This is a genomic window from Aeromonas sp. QDB17 (genome assembly GCF_027705305.1).
GTDB classification, from domain to species: domain Bacteria; phylum Pseudomonadota; class Gammaproteobacteria; order Enterobacterales; family Aeromonadaceae; genus Aeromonas; species Aeromonas caviae.
The window spans coordinates 1-18,228 of sequence record NZ_JAPDBP010000039.1 but is presented as its reverse complement, the minus strand read 5'-3'; the positions used below and the strand labels follow the sequence as shown (position 1 = coordinate 18,228).

Below are 18,228 nucleotides of genomic sequence, written 5' to 3'. Positions count from 1 at the left end.
CCACCGAAGTGCTTGGCCAGCACGTTGGTGATGGCGGCGGTCAGGGTGGTTTTACCGTGGTCAACGTGGCCGATGGTACCCACGTTAACGTGCGGTTTATTACGCTCAAATTTTTCTTTAGACATGATCGTCCCTCTAAACTAACGCTGAGTACGCGGTGGCAAGCTAACCACAGAACAGTTTATATGATGGATTTGAATCAAGGGGAGTAGAGAGGTTGGTGCTGGCAGGCTGGTTCGATTGCCGAACTCACCCTAAGGTGTGGCTCTCAGAATTACCTGAGCCATATCAGCATCTTGGAGCGGGCAGCGGGAATCGAACCCGCATCATCAGCTTGGAAGGCTGAGGTAATAGCCATTATACGATGCCCGCATTTCTCTAACCCAAAGAACTCAAACCGCAGAGAAATATGGTGGAGGGAGAAGGATTCGAACCTTCGAAGGCAGAGCCGTCAGATTTACAGTCTGATCCCTTTGGCCGCTCGGGAACCCCTCCAGTTGCATAAATGCCACAACGGTAATTCTGCTTGCACCCGTTGTTTTTGTCGCTTTTGCTGGGCAAATAGACGACAGACATCCAAGCGTCGCGCATTTTATGGTAAGGATTTTGGGGATGCAACCATTGCACCTTGCAAAATGTGCATTTATGCCGGGATCCAGGCAAAAAAACGCTCCTTCTCCGTCCCGACCGGACGCGTCCCTTGTCGCTCCCGATCCCTTGGTGTATGGTCGCCCTGCCCAAGAAACAGTGATGACACCATGACGACAGAGCATAACCCCTATTTGCAATTCACCCGCGAACAATGGGCGTTATTGCGCGATGCGGTCCCCCTGACCCTGACCGAGCACGATCTGCAGACCCTGCGCGGGATCAACGAGAAGGTGTCATTGCGGGAAGTGGAAGAGATCTATCTGCCCCTCTCCCGTCTCCTCAATCTCTACGTCAAGGCCAAGCAGCGCCGCAGCCGGGTGCTGGAGCAGTTTCTCGGTCAGTCCCGCGGCAAGGGCACCTATATCATCAGCATCGCCGGCAGCGTGGCAGGGGGCAAGAGCACCACGGCCCGTATCCTTCAGGCATTGCTGGAGCGCTGGCCGGAGCACCCCAGGGTGGAGCTGGTCACCACCGACGGCTTCCTGTTTCCCAACAAGGAGCTGGAAGCCCGTGGCCTGATGCGTCGCAAGGGGTTCCCCGAGTCTTATGACATCCGCCATCTGGTGGAGTTTGTCGCCAATATCCGCGCCGGCCACGAGAAGGTCGAGGCCCCCGTCTACTCCCACCTCATCTATGACATCCTGCCCGACGAGAAGAAGGTGGTGGAGCAGCCGGACATCCTGATCCTGGAGGGGCTCAATGTGCTGCAAAGCGGCATGGACTATCCCCAGGACCCTCATCGCGTGTTCGTGTCGGACTTCGTCGACTTCTCCATCTATGTGGATGCTGACGCCGAGCTGCTGCGCACCTGGTACATCGATCGTTTTCTCAAATTCCGCAGCGGCGCCTTCTCGGATCCCGACTCCTATTTCCACCACTACGCCAAGCTGGCCGAGAGCGAGGCGACCGAGATCGCCAACAACATCTGGCAGGATATCAACTACCTGAACCTGCAAGAGAACATCTTGCCGACCCGGGAGCGGGCCAACCTCATCCTCACCAAGGGCAACGAGCACGCCATCGAGCAGATTAAGCTGCGCAAGTGACCACTGTCGCAGTGCATACATGAAAGAGGGGGCCCGCAGGCCCCCTCTTTCATTCAGTCGTCATGAGCGTATGGGTTCAGTCCCCCCGCCGCAGGGAGAGTTCCCCTCCCAGATAGAGCTTGAGCCCCTCTTCCGTCTCCAGACGCAGGGCTCCGCGTTCGTCGATCCCCCGGGCAATCCCGCGGATCACCTGCTCTCCCATCAGCAGCTTCACCGGCTGGCCGGCGAAGTGGTCAAGCCGGTTCCAGCTCTCGACGAAACTCGCCAGTCCCGTCTGTTCGAAGGTCTGCATGGCCTGCTGCAGGTGCAGCAGCACGCAGGCGGCCAGCTCGTTGCGATCCACCAGCTCGGGCTGGATATGGCGCAGCTCGGACCAGGCCTGATCGATCTTCTCCCCCTCCCGACTCGGCATCGCCAGATTGAGGCCGACCCCGATCACCAGATGGCAGCTGGCACCCGCACTGCCGCTCATCTCCACCAGGATGCCCGCCAGCTTGCGGCCCTGGTAATAGAGGTCGTTCGGCCACTTGAGCTCCACCCCGGGATAACCGAGGGACTCCAGCGCCTCGACCACCGCCACGCCGACCGCGAGACTCAGTCCCATGGCGGCCGCCATGCCCTGCTCAAGCCGCCAGTACATGCTCAGGATCAGCTGGCAACCGAAGGGAGAAACCCAGGGTTTGCCACGACGTCCCCGCCCGGCGGTCTGGCACTCGGCCAGACAGCTTTCCCCGGAGCTCAGGGTGTTGACCCGCTCCAGCAGGTACTGGTTGGTGGAGTCGATGACAGGGAAGCAGTGCACCGGTGCCATCGGTGCCTCTGCCTGCAGCCGCCCCTCGTCATAGAGGGCCATGGGCACCGCCAGCCGATAGCCCTTGCCGGTCAGGCTGAAGAGATCCAGCCCCAGATCCTTGAGCGCGGCCATGTGCTTGCTCACCGCAGCCCGGCTGATGCCAAGGCGCTCGCCCAGCTGCTCGCCGGAATGAAACTGACCATCGCTCAGCAGGGTGATCAGGGTCTGTCTGACGGGGGTCAGGGTCATGCCAGTACCTCATCGAGCCAAGTTTCACCGCTGCGCCCCATGAAGCGCACCTCATGTTCCAGCACCACACCGAACTGGTGCTCCACGCTGTCGCGGACATGGGCCGCCAGCGCGATGAGCTCCATGGCGCTGGCGCCCCCCAGATTCACCAGCACCAGCGCCTGCTCCTGATGGACGGCGGCACGACCGATGGCAAACCCCTTGAGACCGCACTGATCGATGAGCCAGCCAGCCGCCAGCTTGGCCTGCCCTTCTGCTGCGGGGTAGCTGGGCATCTGCGGGTATTGCTGTTTCAGGGTCTTCGCCAGGGCGGCGGGCACCACAGGGTTTTTGAAGAAACTGCCCGCGTTGCCCAGCACCGCCGGATCCGGCAGCTTGACCATGCGGGTGGCACAGACGGTATCGAAGATGGCCTGTGGCGAAGGAGCATCTCCCAGCGCCGCCAGCGGGCCATAACCGGCGACCGGGCGCCATGCCTTGGGCAGGCGCAGACCGACGGCGGTGATGAAGTGGGAGTCCTGATAGTCGTGTTTGAAGATGCTGTCACGGTAACCGAACCGGCAGTCGGCAGCCGCGATGCGCTCAACCTCGCCACTCTGCCAGTTGAACGCCTCCACGTAGGCACAGACGCTGGCCAGCTCGACCCCGTAGGCACCGATGTTCTGTACCGGGGCCGCCCCGACCGTCCCGGGAATGAGTGCCAGGTTCTCCAGCCCGTGCCAGCCCTGTTGCAGGGCGTGGCATACCAGCTCGTGCCAGTTTTCACCTGCCGCCACGTGCAGTAGCCAGTGCTCGGCCTCCTCTTGCAGCGTGATCCCTTTCAGGCCGTTGTGGACCACCAGACCGGCAAAGTCATCGCAGAACAGGATGTTGCTTCCTCCTCCCAGCACCAGGCGCGGCAAGGTGGCCAACTCCGGGTTGGTCCGCAGTTGCACGAGATCATCCGGCCGGGTCACATCGGCCAGCCAGAGGCAGTGTGCGTCCAGGCCCAGAGTGTTGAGGGTCGACAGGGAGGCGTGGGGGGTGAGTTTCATCTGTGTGTTCCGACAAGGACAAGGGCGCAGTTTACCCCAGATCCCCCGGGACAAAAAACCCGGACACTTTTCGGACTCAGGGCTCTGGAGTAGAGTAACCCCTTCATCCCGCTGAGGAAGCATGTATGAACAATCAATTCGCCGTCATCGGCCTGGGCCTGTTTGGCAGCGCCTTGTGCGAAGAGTTGCAGCGCCAGAATGCCGAGGTACTGGCCATCGACATCGACGAGAGCAAGACCCGCCAGATAGCCACCCTCTGTAACCACGTCATCGTGGCCGATGCCACCGACGAGGCCACGGTCGCCGAACTGGGCCTGGCGAATTTCGACATCGTCTTTGTCGCCATCGGCGACAACCTGGAGACCAGCATCCTGACCACGCTGGTGCTGAAAGAGGCGGGCGTGAAGAAGGTCTGGGTCAAGGCCCGCGACAAGTTCCACGCCAAGATCCTGCAGAAGGTAGGCGCGGACAAGGTGATCAACCCGGAGTGGGACATGGGCCGCCGGGTGGCCCAGAGCATGCTGGACAACCGGCTGTTCGACTACCTGGAGCTGGGTCACGACATGGTGCTGACCGAGTTCGTGATCGGCTTGCAGCAAAACACCCGCACCCTGGCCGACTTGCGCCTGCTGCAGCAAAGCGATTTCCAGCTGTTGGCCATCAAGCGGGGTGAGGTGCTGCACAACGTCCTGACCGGCAAGATGGAGCTGCAACTCGGTGACATCCTGATTCTGGCCGGCAACAAGCACGCCATCGATCACTGGCTCGACACCCTATGATCAACTGGCGCAGCAACTACGCCTTCACCCTGCATCGGGAAGACAACTCCCGCTGGAGCGAGGCCAAGCTCATCCTGGGCAGTTTCCTCATCATCCTGCTGGTTGGCACCCTGTTTCTGGTCCAGCCCTCCAGCCACAAGGGTGAGGTCACCGTCATCAACGCACTGTTCACCGCCACCTCCGCCATCAGCGTGACCGGCCTCGGGGTGGTGGATACCGGCACCGCCTTCACCCTGCAGGGGCAGATCATCCTGTTGATATTGATGGAGATTGGTGGTCTCGGCCAGATGACCATGACACTGCTGCTCATCGCCATGTTCAGCAAGCGGGTCGGGCTGCGCCAGCAGGTGCTGGCCAAGGAGGCACTGGGCCAGGAGGGATCCGTCAACATCGTCCAGCTGGTGAAACGCATCGTCCTGTTCGCCCTGATTGCCCAGCTGATCGGCACCGCCATCATGGCCATTCGCTGGGTGCCCGACATGGGCTGGGGCCACGGCCTCTACGTCAGCTTCTTCCACGCGGTGTCGGCTTTCAACAACGCCGGCTTCTCGCTGTTTGCCAACAACCTCATGGACTACCGGGATGACCCCATCATCAGCCTGACCATACCGGCCCTGCTGATCCTGGGGGGGGTAGGCTTCACCGTCATCGTCGACCTGGTGCGCAACCGCCGCTGGCGCAAGCTGAAACTGCACAGCAAGCTGATGCTGCTGATGACCCCTGCCCTGCTGCTGCTGGGGACCCTGATGTTCTGGCTGCTGGAGCACAACAACCCTGGCACCCTGGGCAACGCCTCCTTCGGGAGCCAGTGGCTGGCAGCCTTCTTCCAGTCGGCCACCGCGCGCACGGCGGGCTTCAACACGGTGGATATCGGCCAGATGGTACCGGCCTCCCTGCTGTTCATGATGATGCTGATGTTCATCGGTGCCGGGGCAACCTCCACCGGGGGCGGTATCAAGGTCACCACCTTTGCCGTCGTTCTGCTGGCGACCCGGGCGTTTCTGACCAAGCGCCCCCATGTCACCGCCTTCGGCCGCACCCTGTCACCCCAGATAGTGACCCGCTCCCTGGCCATCATCATCGTCAGTACCATGGTGCTGATGCTGGCGATGTTCCTGCTGATGCTCACGGAGTCGCAATCATTCGACAAGATCATGTTCGAGACCATCTCGGCCTTTGCCACCGTGGGACTGTCCACCGGCATCACCGCTTCTCTGAGCGAACCGGGCAAACTGATCCTGGTGCTGGTGATGATCTGCGGCCGTCTGGGGCCCCTCACCCTGGCGATCATGCTGGCCCGCCCGGTGGAGACCCGCATCCGTTATCCGGAAGAAAGCGTCTACACGGGGTAAGCCGCTCCATCCATGTAAAGAGGGGCCACTGGCCCCTCTTCTTATTTTTATGTGATCACAGCGCTCGCCGGCCTCAGGCCGCCTTGCCCCTGGTCGTCCCCTTGCCAGTGCTCTTTCCAGGGCTCTTCCCCGCACGAGCACTCTTGCCCGTGCTCGTGCGGGGGCGTGCGGCGGTGGACCCAGTCCGCTTGCGGCGGGCAAAGCGTTGCTTGCTGTCACCGGGCGCCGCCTTGGGCAGCGCGCTGAAGCTGGCGCCGGAATCCTGCCGCACCCCCTCGATCAGGCCGTTGAGCTGCTCGGTGAGCGGCCCCATGAACTGCTGGTAGCTGCCGTGACGTTCGGCGATCTGACCCAGACTCTGCTCCCACAGTGCCGTCATGTCCGGTGTCGTGGCGGTCGTGGGCAGCGCCTGGACCAGGGCTCGCCCGGTCGGGGTGGCGTTGATGCTCTTGCCCTGGCGCACCAGGAAGCGGCGCTTGAACAGCAGATCGATGATCCCGGCCCGGGTCGCCTCGGTGCCCAGACCGTCGGTCTCCCGCAGGGTCTTGCGGATCTCGGGATCCTGCACATAACGGGCGATGCCGGTCATGGCGGCCAGCAGGGTGGCATCGGTAAACGGCTTGGGGGGCTGGGTCATCTTCTCCAGCAGCTCCCCCCGCTCGCACAGCAGTTCCTCCCCCTCTTTCAGGGCAGGCAGGGTTCCCGCCTCCTCCTCGTCATCCTCTTCCACTCCGAGCAGCGCCTTCCAGCCCGCCTTGAGGATGCGGCGCGCCTTGGCCTGGAACAGCCCTCCGGCGATGCGCAGCAACACCTTGCTGTCGTTGTACTCGAACGGCGGGTAGAACTGCAGCAGATACTGGCGGGCAATCAGGCCGTAAAGCTTCGCCTCGTCGGCCCCCAGGCTCCCCTCGTTCCCCCTCTTCTCGGTGGGAATGATGGCGTGGTGGGCATCCACCTTGCTGTCGTTCCACGCCTTGCTGCGGATCCTGCCATCCGCTTCGGCGACCGCCCTGGCCAGCGCAGGGGCCGTGCTGGCGATGGCCTCCCGCACCTGGCCGGCCCGGTTGAAGTGCTCGCTCGGCAGATGGCGGCTGTCGGATCTGGGATAGGTGATGAGCTTGTGCCGCTCGTAGAGGCTCTGGCAGATATCCAGCACCCGCTTGGCATCCATGCCAAAGCGCTTGGCCGCGTCGATCTGCAGGCTGGAGAGGTTGTAGGGGAGCGGCGCCGCCTGCTTGCGCGCCTGCTCCTCCACCGCCTCCACCCGGGCGGGTTGCCCCTGGATCCGCTCCACCACCTTGGCGGCCAGCGCCCGGTTGAGCACCCGTCCCTCCTCATCCTGCCAGGGCAGACATGCCTCCGATGGCAGCCACCTGGCGGTGAAACGTTCGTTGCCCTGGGTCAACAGATGGGCCATCACCTCGTAGAACGGCTTGGGAACGAAGGCCTCGATCTCGAGATCCCGGCGCACCACCAGACCGAGCAAGGGGGTCTGTACCCGACCCACCGACAGCAGTTCGCTGCAGCCCCCCTTGCGGCCAAGCAGGGTATAGGCCCGGGTCATGTTGATGCCATAGAGCCAGTCGGCACGGCTACGGGCCAGCGCCGACACCGCCAGCGGCACGAACTCCTTGTTGTCTCTGAGCTTGTCGAGGGCGCGGCGCACGGCGGGGGGATTGAGATCGCTGATGAGGCAGCGCTGAACCGGTTTGGTCTTGGGATAGCCGAGAAAGTCGATCACCTCGTCCACCAGCAGTTGCCCTTCCCTGTCCGGGTCACCGGCGTTGACCACGCAGTCCGCCTGCTTGATGAGCCCCTTGATGACGGCCAGCTGGGCCTTGGTCTTGGGTTTGGCCACCAGCTGCCACTGGGTCGGGACAATGGGAAGGGATTCCATGCGCCACTGCTTGTAGGCGGCATCGTAGGCATCGGGCTCGGCCTGCTCCAGCAGGTGGCCGATGCACCAGGTCACCACGTCTCCCTGCGCCGTCTCGATGAAACCATCCCCCTTCTTGTGCGGTTTGGGGAGGACATCGGCGATGGCGCGGCCAAGGCTGGGTTTCTCGGCGATAAAGAGTCGCATGATGGATACACCTGAATACTGTATATGTGAACAGTATACAATCCTCTCGCCACAAACCCCAAGCCCCGGGGTGGCGTACTGCCTCCTCGCCCCGGCTTGGGCATCGCTCTCACCACAGCGCATCCCGCTCCCGCTGTATGGGAAAAATGAGATTTAAATTCAAGAAATCATGCCAAAACAAATAACAAAACCAAAAAAACAATTATATGACGAAATAAAAACCATGACCGAGGTCAACCCTTTGAATCCTGGGACTACTACTATATTGGTAATACCCGAATTCGAAGGACACCGTCACCATGCTTGGAAAACTGTTGAGAAAGACCTGGTTCTGGCTTCTGCTGCTCGGGGCCCTGCTGGGGATCGCCGCACTGGGCGTCACCGTCACCGTGCTGCACAAGACCAGCTCCACCGAGTTCTGCGTCTCCTGCCACTCCATGCAGACCCCGCTCGCCGAATATCAGGGCAGCGTCCACTTCCAGAACGTGAAGGGGATCCGCGCCGAGTGCGCCGACTGCCACATCCCCAGTGAACCCGCCGCCTATCTCTGGACCAAGATCCGCGCCGTGAAGGACATCTATCACGAGGCGATCGGCACCCTCGACACCCCGGAGAAATACGAGGCCCACAAGCTGCGCATGGCCCAGACCGTGTGGGATCAGCTCAAGGCCAATGACTCCGCCACCTGTCGCAGTTGCCACAGCTACGCCGCCATGGACATCCTGGCCCAGCGCCCCAATGCCCGCGCCGAGCACCCGGTCGCCATCAAGGAGGGTCAGACCTGCATCGACTGCCACCGCGGCGTTGCCCACATCATGCCGGACATGAGCGGCCTGGCCGCCGCCGGTGCCAGCGAACTGGCCGCCGCCGCGGCCCAGACCCCGACCACCGTCACCACCCGCTATGCCATCGCCACCACCCCGCTCTATCTGGATGCCGGCGCCAAGACTGACGAAGGCACCCTGATGCCCTCCACCCAGGTGGAAGTGCTGGCCAACGACAACGGCCGCACCCAGGTGCGCATCGACGGCTGGCAGCAGGACGGTGTGAGCGAGGTGTTCTACGCCGCCCCCGGCAAACGGATCCTGAGCGTGCTGGTCGGCGAAGCCGCCAGAAAAGCCCTCGTGACCGGCAAGAGCGAAACCGACAGCGCCACCAACCTCACCTGGCATCAGGTCAGCCTGACCGCCTGGGTTGACCAGAGCCAGCTCATCGGCGACCAGGGCAAGCTGTGGCAATACGCCTCCACCCTGATGTCCAACAACTGCACCGGCTGTCACGGCCTCACCGCGCTGGATCACTTCAACGCCAACCAGTGGATCGGCGTTATCAAGGGGATGGAGTCTCGTACCTCCCTCACCCCGGAGCAGGCGCGCATGCTCACCCAATACGTGCAGAAACACGCCAGCGACATGAGCGCGGCCCATTAAGGCAGGAACAGAGGACTCTCCCATGACTTTTTTCAATGACCAACAGACCAACCTCTCCCGCCGTACTCTGCTCAAGGGGCTGGGGGCCTGTGCCGCCTTGCCCCTGCTGGCTGGTCTCTTCCCGAAAAGCGCCCTGGCCAAGGCCGTCAGCACAGCCCTTGAGCAGTTCCCCACCCTGGTGCCCGCCCAGAAGGGCATCCTGACCGGCGCCCACTGGGGAGCCTTCGAGGCCATCGTCTCCGAGGGCCGCATGGTGCGGGTCCAGCCGGTGGCCGACGATCCGGCACCGAATGACCTCATCGACATGGCGCCGTTCCAGGTCCACGCCAAGAACCGCATCAAGTACCCCATGGTGCGCAAGAGCTGGCTGGAGCACGGCCCGGGTGCCAGACCGGAGCTGCGCGGTGCCGACGAGTGGGTGCGAGTGAGCTGGGAGAAGGCCATCGAACTGGTGGCCGGCGAGATCCAGCGCGTCCAGTCTGATTTCGGCCCGCAGGCGATCCACGCCGGATCCTACGGCTGGAAGAGTGTCGGCATGTTCCACAACAGCCGCACCCTGCTGCACCGCCTGATGAACCTGGCCGGGGGTTTCACCGGCTATGCCGGGGACTACTCCACCGGCGCGGCCCAGGTGATCATGTCCCACGTGATGGGCTCCATCGAGGTGTACGAGCAGCAGACCGCCTGGCCCAACGTGGTGGAGCACGCCGAACTGGTGGTGCTCTGGGGGGTCAACGCCCAGGTGACCCTGAAGAACAGCTGGAACATGCCGGATCACGAGGGGCAGGCCGGCTTCAAGGCGCTGAAAGAGAAAGGCACCCGGGTCATCAGCATCGATCCCGTCTACAACGAGACCGCCAAGCTGGCCAATGCCGAGTGGATTGCCCCGAACGCCTATACCGACGTGGCCATGATGTTGGGTGTCGCTCACACCCTCTACAGCGAGAAGAAGCACGATCAGGCCTTCCTCGATCGCTACACCGTCGGCTTCGACACCTTCCTCGCCTACCTGCTCGGCAAGGAGGACGGTCAGCCGAAGAGCGCCGAGTGGGCGAGCGCCATCTGCGGCGTCGAGGCCAAGGTGATCCGCCAGCTGGCCCTCGACATGGCCGCCAAGCGCACCATGATCATGGCGGGCTGGGGCATGCAGCGTCAGCACCACGGTGAACAGCCCAACTGGATGCTGGTCACTCTGGCCGCCATGCTGGGCCAGATCGGCCTGCCGGGGGGCGGCTACGGCTTCAGTTACCACTACTCCTCCGGTGGCAGCCCCACCGCCAAGGGCGGCATTCTGGCGGGCATCTCCGCTGGCAACGCACCGAAGAAAAGCCCGGCCCCCATCCCGGTGGCCCGCATCGCCGACTGCCTCGCCAACCCGGGCAAGACCATCGACTTCAACGGCCGCAAAGTGACCTATCCGGACATCAAGCTGGTCTACGTGGCGGGGGGCAACCCCTTCCACCACCATCAGGACACCAACAACCTGCTGCAGGCCTGGCGCAAACCCCAGACCGTGATCGTCCACGAGCCCTACTGGACGGCGACTGCCAAACATGCCGACATCGTGCTGCCGGTCACCACCAGCTACGAGCGCAACGACCTGGAGATGGGGGGCGACTACTCCCAGCGCTACGTCTTCCCCATGCACCAGTGCGTCCCCCCCCAGCATGAGTCCCGCAACGACTTCGACATCTTCAGCGCCATCGCCGCTAAGCTGGGCATGCAGGAGCAGTACACCGAAGGGAAGGACGAGATGCTGTGGCTCAAGCAGATGTACGACGGCATGGCGGCCCAGGCTCGCGGTGCCCGGGTGGCGCTGCCGCCGTTCAACATGTTCTGGGAGTCCAACAACTACATCCGCTTCCCGATCCCGGAGGCCAACCGCCAGTGGATCCGTCACGCCGATTTTCGCGAGAACCCGCTGCTCAACCCGCTCGGTACCCCGTCCGGCAAGATCGAGATCTTCTCCAACACGGTGGCGGGGATGGGTTATGCCGACTGCGCCGGTCATCCCAAGTGGTATGAGCCCAAGGAGTGGGTGAAGAGCGAGGTGGCGGCGCGCTATCCGCTGTCGCTCAACACCTCCCACCCGACCCAGCGGCTGCACTCCCAGCTCGACAACACCCCGCTGCGGGACAAGTTCGCCATCGCCGACCGCGAAGCGATCCTGATCCATCCTGACGACGCCAAAGCGCGCGGCATCCAGGATGGCGATCTGGTGCGGGCCTTCAACGAGCGCGGCCAGATCCTGGTGGGGGCCCTGATATCCGCCGATATCCGGCCCGGGGTGGTGCGCGTGTGTGAAGGGGCCTGGTATGACCCGGCCAAGCCGGGCGAAGCGGGCAGCATCTGCAAGAACGGCAACGTCAACTGCCTCACCTTCGACGAGGGCTCGTCCAGTCTGGCCCAGGGCAACTGCGGCCACATGGCCCAATTGCAGATAGAGAAGTATATCGGGCCAGTGCTCGCCAACACGGCGCACGAGGTACCGGCCAACGGCTGAGTAGAGGACTGAGCAACAAAAACGGCGCCATCAAGGCGCCGTTTTCTTATCGCAGTTTGTGGTGTGGCTCAGAATCACAAGTCACCCTCAACCATATACTCTTCCGCATACTCCACCCGCCTTGCAGCCAGAGCGCGGACAAGGTGGCTCAGAAGTCTCCTTCCACCATGTACTCTTCGGCACACTCCACCCGCCTTGCAGCCAGAGCGCGGACAAGGTGGCTCAGAAGTCTCCTTCCACCATGTACTCTTCGGCACACTCCACCAGCTGGGGCCAGAGATCTTCCGGCACCCAGGCCTCGGGGTCATCCTCGTCACCGTCATACTGGCTCCAGAAGAAGGCTCGCAGCCCGCTTGCGAAGTCGTCGCTCAACTCAGCCAGTTCGGAGAGGGGCCCCAGCCAGGCAATGCGGCGCAGGCCGGAGGCGAGATCGTTGATGGCATCCATCAGGGTGCGATCATCCAGGCTCTGCTCCACCAGCAGGGTGAAGCGCTCCCGCGCGCTCTCGGTCTGATCCTCGTCCAGCTCGCCCACGTCGGCCAGCAGATCGACAAAGTCCTCCAGCAAGAACTGGATCAGGGCATCCCTGTCCTCGAACCACTGGATCTGGGCCCCCTTGGTGCCCAGCACGGAGGCATCGAACGAATCATCGAGATGGCACAAAGCCCAAGGATCGTCAGTCATTGCTACCCTTCCTACACCTGAAACAAGAGACGTATCTTATGCCGGGTGCCGCACCCTTGCCAGCACGGCGGCACAAAAGGGGCGCCCCGTCACTCGACCCTGGCCACCTTGGGCAGGGAGAGGGAAGCGGCGAGCCCCCCCAGCTCGGCCCGCCCCATGATGAGACTGCCGCGATAGGCTTCCGCGAGATCCGAGACGATGTTGAGGCCAAGGCCCGAGCCCGGCACCTTCTCGTCGAGGCGCACCCCCCGCAGCACCGCCTTGGCGATCTGATCTTCACTCATGCCGGGACCGTCGTCCTCGATGCGCAGGGTGATCCAGCCCCCCAGCTCGGCGCTGGAGATGCGCAGCTCGCTGGCGGACCACTTGAAGGCGTTCTCCAGCAGGTTGCCCACCATCTCGTCGAAGTCCTGCTCCTCCACCCCGACCGCCAGATTGACCGGCACCTGCAAGTCCACCGTCTTGCCGGGATAGAGGCGGGAGAAGGCGCGGCAGATGTACTCCACCCGGGCCCGCACCGGGGTCGAGACCCCGAGGATCTTGGCGGCGCCGGTCACCCGCGCCTTGCCGAGGTGGTAGTCGATGTGGCGCTGGATCTGGTCGAGCTGCTCGCCGAGGGCGGCCTGATCCTCCGGCGGCAACTGGGTCACCTGGTTGCGCATGATGCTGAGCGGCGTCTTGAGGGCGTGGGCCAGGTTGCCGGTGTGGGAGCGGGCTCGTTGCAGCAGCTCGCCATAGTGGTGCAGCAGGCGGTTGATGTCCTCCACCAGCGGCTGGATCTCCAGGGGGTAGCGCAGCCGGAACCCCTCCTGATGACCCTGATGGACGCGGCTCAGCTCGCGGCGCAGCAGGTGCAGCGGGCGCAGGCCGTAGAGGATCTGGAACATGAAGCCGAGCACCAGGCCGGTGGCGGCGAAGCCGAGGCCGAGGAAGAGGCTAATACGCGTCTTCTTCAGGGTCTGGGTCAGGGCGCTGCTGTCCTTGGCCATCACCAGGGTGAAGACCCGATCAGACCCCGGCAGCAGCACGGTACGGGTCATGATGAGCAGGGGCTCCTTGTTGGGCCCCTTGCCGACGAAGAGATCCGGATCGCCGAAGGCCGACTTCAGGCCGTGGGCGCTCAGATGGGCATCCCACAGGGAGCGGGAGCGGCTGACCACCGTCTCCCCCAGCTCCAGCTGCCAGTAGTAGCCGGAGTAGGGCTGGCGATAACGGGGGTCGGCCATGGGCTCGGTGACCACCGGCATGCCGTCCGGCTGGATCTCGAGGCGGGAGAGCAGATCGTAGAGCTGCAGGCGCAAGCCATCGGCCTCCGCCTCCTGCCAGTAGTTGCGCATCATGGTCTGCAGGCTGAAACCGGTGGCGAACAGGAAGAGACCGCACCAGACCATGGCGATCACCACCAGCCGACCTCGCAGGGTACGTACCAGCCTCATTCAACCCACCCCGCCATCGGTTGCGGTCGCGTCATTCGTTGATCCGGTAGCCGAGGCCGCGCACCGTCTCGATGAGATCGGCGTGGGTCTTCTTGCGGATGCGGCCGATGAACACCTCCACGGTGTTGGAGTCGCGATCGAAATCCTGGGCATAGATGTGGTCGATCAGCTCGCTGCGGGACACCACCTTGCCCCTGTGCTGCATCAGGTAGCCCAGCACCCGGAACTCGTGGGCGGTGAGCTTGATGGGGGTTCCTTCGTACCACACCTGGGAAGCCGCCATGTCGAGACGCACGCCACCGATCTCGAGGATGGAGCTGGCGTTCCCCGCCGCCCGGCGCACCAGCGCCTGCACCCTCGCCACCAGCTCCGCCACCTGGAAGGGCTTGGTGAGGTAGTCGTCCGCCCCGGCGTTGAGCCCTTCAATCTTCTCGTGCAACTGGCCACGGGCGGTCAGCACCAGCACCGGGGTGTCCATCCCCTTGCTGCGCCACTCCTTCAGTACGCTCAGGCCGTCGCGACCGGGCAGGCCGAGATCCAGGATGATGGCGTCATAGGGTTCGGTCTCGCCGAGAAAGCCCGCCTCGTTGCCATCGTGGCAGAGATCGGTGACGAAACCGGACAGACGCAGCTGTTCCGCCAGCTGGCCCGCGAGGATCTTTTCATCTTCAACTATCAGAATGCGCATACATGGGTATCCAAAACAGGGTTGTGCCGGCACCGGCAACGGTTGGGGGGACGAACCGGACGGCGGTAGGTTCGCGGACTCACGCCGTTACTCCTCTTCCGGGGGCGGGCGCGGAGCGAACAGGCGCTCCAGATGGTGACCCTTGAGCCACACCATCTCCAGATTGTCAGCCCGGTAGCCCACCTTGATGACGCTGTTCTCCTCGTCGATGAGCCTGAGCTCGTAGAGCCAGACGCCATCCTCCTCACCCAGATCGACGCGCAGCACGCGCACCGGCAGGCGGGAGGCCACCTCCATCAACTCATGAAACGGGCGGACCCGCCCCTCGCTGACCGCCTGTTGCAGCAAGGCCTCGTTCGGCTGGGCCGCCTGAACCAGCATCGGCAGCAGCAATCCAAGCAGGGGCAGCGCGCTATTCATGGGTGATTCATCTCTCAAAACCTAACATAATGCCGTTTATAGTGTGCCAGCCATGAATCCGGAATGAATATGATCCCACGCAGTATCCTGCTGATCTTGTGCCTCTTTTCCACCTTTGGCTGGGCGGCGCAGACACGTCTCGACATGGCCGGACTGGTCAAGTTGTTGCTGGCACAAGGGTATCACGACATTCGGGAAGTGGAGCTGGAAGGGGACAAATTCGAGGTCGATACCCTGAATGCCGACGATCAGCGCGTCCAGTTGCAGGTCGATGCCAACACCGGCGAGATCACCAAAAAAGAGGCCGAATAGGCCTCTTTTGCTATGGGCGTGACGGCTGTTGCGCCGCCCCCCTCCCGGCTACTTGTGCTCGCCTGCGCCAGGGGCGCAGCAGCTTTTCCCGACGTGGCCACAGCAGGGCGCAGGCCAGCACCAGATAGATGAGCGGCTCCTGCCAGCCGCTCTTGACCGACCACCAGTAGTGTACCGGCACCAGCAGAGCCACCCCGTAGATCCAGTTGTGCAGCTTCTGCCAGGCCGGCCCCATGCGACGCAACAGGGCCGGGATCGAGGTGATGCCGAGCGCCAGCAACAGCAGCAGCGCCACCATGCCCACCACTATGTAGCTGCGCTTGACCAGCTCGCCGCCAATCAGCCCCCAGTCGAACTGCAGATCCAGCCCCAGCCAGACCATGAAGTGCAGGGACGCCCAGGCGGCGCACCAGAGCCCGAGGGGGCGGCGCAGCTTGATGAGCTGCCCCTGGCGCCAGCGCTTGGCGAGCGGCGACACCAGCAGGGTCAGCAACAGCAGGTGGAGGGCCCCCTTGCCAAGGTAATGGGTCAGCCCCTGGACCGGATCCCCCCCCAGCAGCCCGGCTGGCACGGCATAGCCCAGCCAGAGCAGAAAGCCGATCGAACCAAGGTGCACCAGCGCCCGCAAGCCGTTGACATGGGCTGTTTTCAGTCTCGGCATCATATTGCAGTTCCCGTCATGTTTTTCCCGCTTCTCATCCCCTCTCCCACCAGGGGAGAAGGAGGCAAGAGATCAGTCGGACAGAGCGTCAGTCTCAATACCATTTACGCAGATCCATCCCCTGATAGAGGGACGCCACCTCGTCCCCGTAGCCGTTGAACATCAGGGTCGGCTGGCGCTTGGCACCGAAGATGCCCCCCTCGCCGATGAAACGCTCGCTGGCCTGGCTCCAGCGCGGGTGATCCACGCTCGGATTGACGTTGGCATAGAAACCATACTCGTTCGGCGCCAGCAGGTTCCAGGTGGTGGGGGGCATCTCCTCCACCAGGCGGATGGAGACGATGCTCTTGATGCTCTTGAAGCCGTACTTCCAGGGCACAACCAGCCGGATGGGAGCCCCGTTCTGGGCGGGCAGGGTTTTGCCATAGAGCCCCATGGCGAGGAAGGAGAGGGGGTGCATGGCCTCGTCGAGGCGCAAGCCCTCCACATAGGGATAATCGATGCCGCCCCCCAGGGCACGGGAGGCCTGCCCCGGTAACTGTTCCGGATCATAGAGCGTCTCGAAGGCCACGAACTTGGCGCGACTGGTGGGCTCGGCACGGCGGATCAGATCCGCCAGCGCAATGCCGCTCCAGGGCAGCACCATGGACCAGGCCTCCACGCAGCGCAGCCGATAGATGCGCTCCTCCAGCGTGCTCTTGTTGATGAGATCCCACACATCCAGGGTGAAGGGTTTGGCCACCTCCCCTTCCACCTTCAGGGTCCAGGGCTCGGGCTTGAGGTAATGGCCGTTGCGGGCCGGATCCCCCTTGTCGGTCCCCAGCTCGTAGAAATTGTTGTGGGTGGTGGCCTTCTCCTCCGGGGTGAGGATCAATCCCTCTGGCCGGGTCGCGGCACGGATGTCGAGGGGTCTGGTGGGGGCCACGGTGGCCGGCTTGTCCGGTGCGAAGAGATCCAGCAGGCTGGCCTTCACCGGAAACGCCAGGGTGGCGGCACCGACGCCCAGGCCCAGCCCTTTCAAGATGCGGCGACGATCCTGATAGACGGTTTCCGGCGTGACATCCTGCTCGGTGGGGTGATGAGAAGTACGGCGCTTGATCAACATGAAAAAACTCCCGGGACGATGAGGTTGACAACCATAAGACCCGCCCCGGCCGAGTTTTATTTCACACAGAATTACATGAGTTGGTAAAGGGGCAGTGCCTTGGCCATGGTACCGGCCAGGAAGAGCACTACGAACACCAGCAGAGGAACGATCACGTTTGGCACCATCAGATTCACTCCATGAGCAGGACAGGGCCTCTAACTATGGAACAAGGTCTGCGGCGCCTCCAATGAATTTTTTTCGCGAGCGCAAGCGTATTCCAGAGTTGCAAAGAGTGACCGGGATCACACACAATCCGGCCCCCGCTTGCTGCCGCTCCACCGCGGAGTAGGCTGCCTCCTTTTCCGGATTCAACCACTGAGAGTCACGCCATGAGCCCACTGTTCGCCATCGCCATCACGACCGGGATCCTCTCCGCCGTCTGGGGTGGACTGGCCGCCGCACTCGGTCTCATCTCCTGGGTCGGCTTCCTCGGCTGCACCAGCTACTTCGCCTCGAGTGGCGGTTACAAGGCGCTGTTGCAGACCCTGCTGTGCAACACCACCGGCATGCTGTGGGCACTCCTGCTGATCCACGGGGAGACTTGGTGGGGGGCCGGCATGGCGGGCTATCTGATGACAGGGGTGGTGGCCACCCTGATGTGCGTGCAGGCCAGGCAGCAGTGGCTCGCCTACATTCCCGGCACCTTCGCCGGGTGCTGTGCCACCTTCGGCGCCGCAGGCGAGTGGCGGCTCATTCTGCCCTCCCTCATCATCGGCGCCCTGTTTGGCTATCTGATGAAGGCGAGCGGCCTCTGGCTCTCCCAGAAGACCCTCTCCACCGGCGGCGTCAGCGATCCGGCCTGAGGCCGATTCTGTCGGAAACCAGAGGGGCGGGGGGGGGGGGGGGGCCCCCCCCCCGGGCCCCCGGGGGGCCCCCCCCCCCCCCCACAAACGCGGGTGGCCCCCCACACACAACAAGTAGCCAGCCCCGGCGCGCCCCCGCGCGGGCGGCCGCAGCCTG

17 protein-coding genes and 2 tRNA genes are annotated in these 18,228 nt (G+C 63.3%); 7 read left to right on the top strand and 12 right to left on the bottom strand.

Annotated elements, in window-relative coordinates; translation table 11 throughout:
- The 3 genes from OKC41_RS20530 to OKC41_RS20520 form a co-directional block, all read right to left on the bottom strand.
- On the bottom strand, positions 1 to 125 hold a 125-nt coding region (locus OKC41_RS20530), incomplete at its 3' end, for a GTP-binding protein (RefSeq protein WP_234887766.1).
- Between the two features lie 172 nt (positions 126 to 297).
- A tRNA-Gly gene (locus OKC41_RS20525) sits at positions 298 to 372 on the bottom strand.
- Between the two features lie 38 nt (positions 373 to 410).
- Positions 411 to 495, bottom strand: a tRNA-Tyr gene (locus tag OKC41_RS20520).
- Between the two features lie 263 nt (positions 496 to 758).
- Between OKC41_RS20520 and coaA the strand changes: the two genes are divergently transcribed.
- Positions 759 to 1,697 (top strand): type I pantothenate kinase, encoded by a 939-nt coding sequence (coaA, locus tag OKC41_RS20515; protein ID WP_029314861.1) that lies wholly within the window; start codon positions 759 to 761, stop codon positions 1,695 to 1,697.
- 76 nt (positions 1,698 to 1,773) lie between these two features.
- Here the strand turns inward: coaA and birA are convergent, their stop codons facing one another.
- Both birA and murB read right to left on the bottom strand, forming a co-directional pair.
- A complete protein-coding gene (birA, locus tag OKC41_RS20510) occupies positions 1,774 to 2,739 on the bottom strand; it encodes a bifunctional biotin--[acetyl-CoA-carboxylase] ligase/biotin operon repressor BirA (RefSeq protein ID WP_042864793.1) in 966 nt (321 codons plus the stop codon).
- Positions 2,736 to 3,773: a UDP-N-acetylmuramate dehydrogenase gene (murB, locus tag OKC41_RS20505; RefSeq protein WP_201895029.1), complete on the bottom strand. Its 1,038-nt coding sequence runs from the start codon at positions 3,771 to 3,773 to the stop codon at positions 2,736 to 2,738. The genes birA and murB overlap by 4 nt, the downstream gene beginning before the upstream one ends.
- 125 nt (positions 3,774 to 3,898) lie before the next feature.
- On the opposite strand from murB, the gene OKC41_RS20500 reads away from it, so the two are divergent.
- Entirely contained in the window at positions 3,899 to 4,552 is a 654-nt protein-coding gene (locus OKC41_RS20500) for a TrkA family potassium uptake protein (protein WP_010675965.1), read from the top strand.
- Positions 4,549 to 5,904 (top strand): TrkH family potassium uptake protein, encoded by a 1,356-nt coding sequence (locus tag OKC41_RS20495; RefSeq protein ID WP_041211921.1) that lies wholly within the window; start codon positions 4,549 to 4,551, stop codon positions 5,902 to 5,904. The genes OKC41_RS20500 and OKC41_RS20495 overlap by 4 nt, the downstream gene beginning before the upstream one ends.
- A gap of 73 nt (positions 5,905 to 5,977) precedes the next feature.
- On the opposite strand, the gene OKC41_RS20490 is transcribed toward OKC41_RS20495, so the two are convergent.
- Entirely contained in the window at positions 5,978 to 7,987 is a 2,010-nt protein-coding gene (locus OKC41_RS20490; protein WP_201895028.1) for a DNA topoisomerase III, read from the bottom strand.
- Between the two features lie 299 nt (positions 7,988 to 8,286).
- On the opposite strand from OKC41_RS20490, the gene OKC41_RS20485 reads away from it, so the two are divergent.
- Positions 8,287 to 9,417 (top strand): NapC/NirT family cytochrome c, encoded by a 1,131-nt coding sequence (locus OKC41_RS20485; protein ID WP_134997192.1) that lies wholly within the window; start codon positions 8,287 to 8,289, stop codon positions 9,415 to 9,417.
- Between the two features lie 22 nt (positions 9,418 to 9,439).
- Entirely contained in the window at positions 9,440 to 11,920 is a 2,481-nt protein-coding gene (gene torA, locus OKC41_RS20480; RefSeq protein WP_270672327.1) for a trimethylamine-N-oxide reductase TorA, read from the top strand.
- Between the two features lie 222 nt (positions 11,921 to 12,142).
- Here torA and OKC41_RS20475 read toward each other — a convergent pair whose 3' ends face one another.
- The 4 genes from OKC41_RS20475 to OKC41_RS20460 all read right to left on the bottom strand — a co-directional run bounded on the left by OKC41_RS20475 (position 12,143) and on the right by OKC41_RS20460 (position 15,148).
- Positions 12,143 to 12,604, bottom strand: a complete 462-nt coding sequence (locus tag OKC41_RS20475; RefSeq protein ID WP_010675970.1) for a hypothetical protein — start codon at positions 12,602 to 12,604, stop codon at positions 12,143 to 12,145.
- A gap of 89 nt (positions 12,605 to 12,693) precedes the next feature.
- Entirely contained in the window at positions 12,694 to 14,040 is a 1,347-nt protein-coding gene (locus OKC41_RS20470) for a sensor histidine kinase (RefSeq protein ID WP_010675971.1), read from the bottom strand.
- Positions 14,041 to 14,071: 31 nt separating this feature from the next.
- Positions 14,072 to 14,728: a response regulator transcription factor gene (locus tag OKC41_RS20465; protein WP_005332666.1), complete on the bottom strand. Its 657-nt coding sequence runs from the start codon at positions 14,726 to 14,728 to the stop codon at positions 14,072 to 14,074.
- Between the two features lie 87 nt (positions 14,729 to 14,815).
- Positions 14,816 to 15,148: a PepSY domain-containing protein gene (locus tag OKC41_RS20460; RefSeq protein WP_010675972.1), complete on the bottom strand. Its 333-nt coding sequence runs from the start codon at positions 15,146 to 15,148 to the stop codon at positions 14,816 to 14,818.
- 63 nt (positions 15,149 to 15,211) lie between these two features.
- On the opposite strand from OKC41_RS20460, the gene OKC41_RS20455 reads away from it, so the two are divergent.
- The gene (locus tag OKC41_RS20455) at positions 15,212 to 15,460 is read left to right on the top strand and encodes a PepSY domain-containing protein (RefSeq protein ID WP_010675973.1); all 249 of its coding nucleotides are present in this window, start codon (positions 15,212 to 15,214) and stop codon (positions 15,458 to 15,460) included.
- 10 nt (positions 15,461 to 15,470) lie between these two features.
- On the opposite strand, the gene msrQ is transcribed toward OKC41_RS20455, so the two are convergent.
- Complete coding sequence (gene msrQ, locus OKC41_RS20450; RefSeq protein ID WP_042014353.1) at positions 15,471 to 16,124, bottom strand: protein-methionine-sulfoxide reductase heme-binding subunit MsrQ; 654 nt, start codon at positions 16,122 to 16,124, stop codon at positions 15,471 to 15,473.
- Between the two features lie 91 nt (positions 16,125 to 16,215).
- Entirely contained in the window at positions 16,216 to 17,226 is a 1,011-nt protein-coding gene (msrP, locus tag OKC41_RS20445; RefSeq protein ID WP_042864787.1) for a protein-methionine-sulfoxide reductase catalytic subunit MsrP, read from the bottom strand.
- A 371-nt stretch (positions 17,227 to 17,597) separates the two neighbouring features.
- On the opposite strand from msrP, the gene OKC41_RS20440 reads away from it, so the two are divergent.
- Positions 17,598 to 18,071: a DUF1097 domain-containing protein gene (locus OKC41_RS20440; protein WP_042014355.1), complete on the top strand. Its 474-nt coding sequence runs from the start codon at positions 17,598 to 17,600 to the stop codon at positions 18,069 to 18,071.
- Positions 18,072 to 18,228: the final 157 nt, after the last annotated feature.